The organism is Rubrivirga sp. (assembly GCF_049648075.1).
In the GTDB taxonomy this organism is placed as follows: Bacteria; Bacteroidota; Rhodothermia; order Rhodothermales; family Rubricoccaceae; genus Rubrivirga.
The window spans coordinates 1-4,230 of record NZ_JBARYR010000557.1; the positions used below are offsets into that span (position 1 = coordinate 1).

The 4,230-nt window shown below is 69.5% G+C and carries 5 protein-coding genes; 1 reads left to right on the forward strand and 4 read right to left on the reverse strand.

Annotated elements, in window-relative coordinates; translation table 11 throughout:
• The coding region (locus WBA11_RS15610; RefSeq protein ID WP_424521587.1) for an aryl-sulfate sulfotransferase at positions 1 to 353 on the forward strand (353 nt) is incomplete at its 5' end.
• A 57-nt stretch (positions 354 to 410) separates the two neighbouring features.
• Here WBA11_RS15610 and WBA11_RS15615 read toward each other — a convergent pair.
• From WBA11_RS15615 to WBA11_RS15630, 4 genes are all read right to left on the reverse strand, one after another.
• A complete protein-coding gene (locus tag WBA11_RS15615; protein WP_424521588.1) occupies positions 411 to 632 on the reverse strand; it encodes a DUF3072 domain-containing protein in 222 nt (73 codons plus the stop codon).
• 116 nt (positions 633 to 748) lie between these two features.
• Positions 749 to 1,246, reverse strand: coding sequence for a DUF6985 domain-containing protein (locus tag WBA11_RS15620; RefSeq protein WP_424521589.1), 498 nt, complete (start codon positions 1,244 to 1,246; stop codon positions 749 to 751).
• Positions 1,243 to 2,139: a BadF/BadG/BcrA/BcrD ATPase family protein gene (locus WBA11_RS15625; protein WP_424521590.1), complete on the reverse strand. Its 897-nt coding sequence runs from the start codon at positions 2,137 to 2,139 to the stop codon at positions 1,243 to 1,245. Before WBA11_RS15625 ends, WBA11_RS15620 begins: the two co-directional genes overlap by 4 nt.
• A complete protein-coding gene (locus WBA11_RS15630) occupies positions 2,136 to 4,157 on the reverse strand; it encodes a penicillin acylase family protein (RefSeq protein WP_424521591.1) in 2,022 nt (673 codons plus the stop codon). The genes WBA11_RS15625 and WBA11_RS15630 overlap by 4 nt, the downstream gene beginning before the upstream one ends.
• Positions 4,158 to 4,230 lie beyond the last annotated feature (73 nt).

The window sequence follows — 4,230 nt, forward strand, 5'->3', positions numbered from 1 at the left end:
TGTTCGACAACGGCGACAACCGGGCGTACGGCGCGGCCTCCAACTACAGCCGGGCCGTCCAGTACCGGATCGACGAGGACGCGATGACGATCCAACAGGTCTGGTCATACGGGAAGGACCGAGGGGCCGAGACGTTCTCGCGCATCGTGTCGGACGTGGACTACCTCCCCGGTGCCGACCACGTCTTGTTCTCGCCGGGCGCGATCCAGGGCGCCGGTGGACCCGAAGGCCGCATCCTCGAGATCGACCGAGCCTCGAACGTCGTCGTATTCGACGCGACCGTGCGGGCGCCGACCGCGCCGTTCGGGATCACGTTCCACCGCGCCGAGCGCCTGCCGCTCTACCCCAACTAGAAACGCCCCGCCCGACCTCGAGGTCGGACGGGGCGAACGAGTCGTCCTCGAGGTCGGCTACTCGCCGCGGCCGGTCTCGGCCTGGAGGTCCTCGATCTTTTTGGACGCTTCGGCCTTGGTCAAGCCGTTGTAGTCCTCCGGGTTCTCGCCGGCCTGCTGGGCCAGCGTGTGGAGGTACGAGCGCTGCGCGCCGGTCATCTCCTCGTCGCCGGTCGTCCAGTTGTCGGGGTCCTTCTGGGCGTTGGTCGAGGTGTCGTTCTGGTCTTGAGGGGTCGCCATGTCGATGGGGGAAGAGGACTCTCAAGATCGAGGTCATCGATGACGAGGGCGTGTCGCTCGGGAACGCCCCGGTGGGTGTGGTGGGTCGACTCCTGATCGTCCTCGAAACCGACGGCCTAGACCGGTTCGTCACCTCCAACGTAGAGGTCGGCGGACCCCCATGTGAAGGGCGTACCGTCGCGAAGAGCGATGCCACACCCGTGCTCCCCTTCCCACGGCACGTCGAACACCAAGAGCAGGTAGCGGTAAGCGAACGAGTCATGCTCCGCGTCGATCTGGACCGTCGTGAGACGTGCGGCCCGAAAGGCGTCGTCGGGAGTTCTAATTCCGAACGCCGCGCGGTTGGTCGCCGTCTCGTCTTCGAGTCTGGTCGCGTGGACGTGCCCGTACGACGTGGTCTCGAAGCATATCTCGGCATGCTCGTGTAGCATCGTCGCGACTTGGTCTCGGTGTTGCGGCCCGAGCGCCTGGAGGTCGTGGACGCGCGCTTTCATGGCGTCGGTGACGCGGTCGTCCTCGAGGTCGGTGAACAGCTGGACCGTCACCTCGAGGTCGAAGAGCGGGCAGAACGCTGCCGTCGAGGCGAGGCCGTACTCGTCGACCTCGATGGTCATGCCTCGACGAGCGAGCGTGCGAGCGCCAGGGCCCCCTCGACCGGCTCAGCGGTGCACGGGGCGACGTCCCACCCCGGGAGGTGGCGCTCAAGGGCGCCCTCGAGGGCGGACTGGTAGGCCGGCTCGCCGCTGAGGCCGCCGGTGTAGCGGAGCCGGTGCTCGACGTCGTCACCCAGGCGCGTCGCGATCCAGCCGGCTTGCTTGGCGAGCGCGTTCGTCTCGGCTCGCAAAGCGACCTCAGAGGCCCAGTCGCCGGCCTCGACGGCCGAGAGGAGAAGGGGGGCAAACGATGCGAGCGGCACAGCGTCGTTGTAGACGGCGCGGATGACGTCCTCCCTCGAGGAGAGGCCGAAGCGCTCGGCCGCCAGCTCTGGCATCGATGTCGGTGGACCGCCATCGAAATGGGCGAGCAAGACGCGCAGGGCGGCTTTTCCTAGAGCCGTGCCGCTCCCGTCATCGCCCAGCGCGGATCCCCATCCGCCGGCCCGGACCGTGTTCCCGCTCTCTGCCTTCGCGTACACGAACGAGCCCGTCCCGGCGATCAGCAGCGCACCGCTGCCCGTGCCCCACGCTGCCCGGTACGCCACGTCCCCGTCGTGCACGACCGCGACGGCCTCGAGGCCGAGACTCGCACGCAGGCTCTCGGCGATCGCGGTCCTCGTGTCTTCGCGCCCAGCGCCCGCGAACCCGACCGCGACGGCGGCCAAGGGAGCGTCGGCCTGCTTACGCGCCTGGCCGACAAGGTCTGCGACGATGGCCGCGGCCGCGTCTGTCCCATCCCGGAGGGCCTGCGCGCCCGGACCGGTCAGGCGGATGAGGGAATCGCCGCTGGAGGCGAGGGCCGCCGTTTTGGTCCCCCCCGCATCGAGGCCGACGAAAAGCGGTGCGTTCATGATCTCGGAGTCAGGTCCAGTCGCGACTCCGGCAGCGGAGCGGATGGGTCGATCACCAGGAGCGGCCCCGAAGGTCCCGCATCGAGGTCGACGCCGACCGTCGGGTCAGGCCGGAGTAAGGGCGTCAGGATCGTCGTGACGCCATCGGACGATCGGATGCGGACGGACCAAACGGCCCGGCCAGGCTGGTGCTTCTCGAAGAGGACGGAGGGGCCGGGTTGAAGCGAGGTCGGGTGACCACCCGGAGGCGCCAGCGGTCGAGCGAACGATCGCGCGGCCGCCATTTGGAACGTCGAGAGGAGAGGGTAGTCGGGGCCGCCTTGGAGCACCCCCCAGCGCCACGTGGTCGTGAGAGGGCCGTAGCGGTCTCTCAGCTCCGCGCGTGCGATTCGGAGCGAGGACGGCAGGAGCGCCACGCTGAGCGAGTCGGACAGGTCGGGAGGCGCGCCGGTGAGCTCTCGGTGAGACCTGAGCCACCACTCGAAGATGGACGGCGCGATCGCGTCCGCACGGTAGGCGCCGTCCCAACCGTTGAGGTAGGCGTACGACGTCTGCAACACGTCGGGTAGGGAGTCGCGCGCGCCGAGACCTCGGATCAATCCCGGAAGCTGACCCCGTGCCCACTCGCTCGCGACATCGCGGTCCCGCGCCGGCACGTCGGTCAGGACGTAGGTCGTGGTCGGGGCCGCCCTCGAGGTCGAGTCCGGGACGGCGATGACGGAGTCTGGGATCGCCCTCGAGGACGTGAGCCCGTATCGGGCGAGGGAGTCCGATGCGACCAGGACCGTACCGTCGCGCTCGAGGGCCACTGCGGGCGATCCCAACACGCGACTTCCCGTCGAGGTCGTCAGGCCGTCTCCGTCGAGGAGCGTAAACGAGGTCGGCACTCGTCCGGCCCGGAGCGCCCGGTAGGCCTCGAGGTCGGTGCCGAGGCCGAAGCCTGACCATCGGACACGCCATCCCGTCAAGGCCATCGTCGAGTCGACGGCCGTCGTGCCAACCGAGTCCGTTGCTGCGGTTCCGGCTCGCAGGACCAGGCCCGACGTGTCCCGTGCGACCTCGAGGAGCGTTTCGTCTCCGTCGCGCTCGACGATCCGGCTAAAGACGGGAGAGGGGAGTGGGCCGCCGTAGCGCTCGAGGGACAATGCGGAGCCGCGCAGCAGAGCCCAACTCCGGCCACCGCTCCAGCCCGTCGGGCTAGCGAGCGTGCCGGGGATCGTGAGGACCGTCGAGGCCTGGCCGCCCGTGCGGAGGACGGCCGGCGACAAGAGGGGAAGCGCCGACGATCCCGCCGAGGCTTGGTACGCCAACAAGCCTCCGCGGTCGAGGGAGTCTGACGACGCGTAGGCACGGTCGAAGCCGCCACCCTCGGCCTTGAAGAAGGCCCGGAACAACGAGTCTGCGATGACGAACCGGGCGACGACGGAGTCCTCGAGGGCGGCCGAGGTCCAGGTCGTGTCTTGAGAAAGCGCCGGGGCAGCGAGGTAGACGTGCAGACGCTCGACGGCGAGGGCGTCCCACGGCGACCAGGCGCCCGGGACGACGTCGGCCACGATAAACTCGTTGCCTTGCGCGACGCCCGGCTCGGCGAAGCCGGCGGACGCCCCGCGAGCGTAGGCCTCTAAGACGCGGCGCTCGTCCTCGGTCAAGGTCTCGTAGGTGCGACGCGCGAGCGACCCGAACCCCAGCGTCCGGGCGTGCAGATCGAGCTCGCGGACGTCCTCCCCGAACCACGCCGAGAGCGTCCCTTGAGCCGCCTGCCTCCACAACGACGCCGCCCAGCCCATGTCGACCGCGTGCGCATATCCCAGACCCGCCGCGACCGCGACGTCGTCGGCGCCCTCGATCCAGACGCGCCCGCTGTCGCCCCACGCGATCGTGACCGGCGCCTCGAGGCCGTCGACCTCGAGGGTGCCGTCGCGCGTCGGCTCGGTTCCGTAGGCCAAGACGCTCGCGGCCGCGGCCAGCCCGACGAAGACCAAGAGCGCTGCGCCCAGCGTAAGGAGGAGACGGGTCACAAGCGAGAGAGAGGGGAGAGGAAGCTACCGTCTGTGCCGTCGTACTCCGCTACAGCGCCGACGCTCCCAAAAA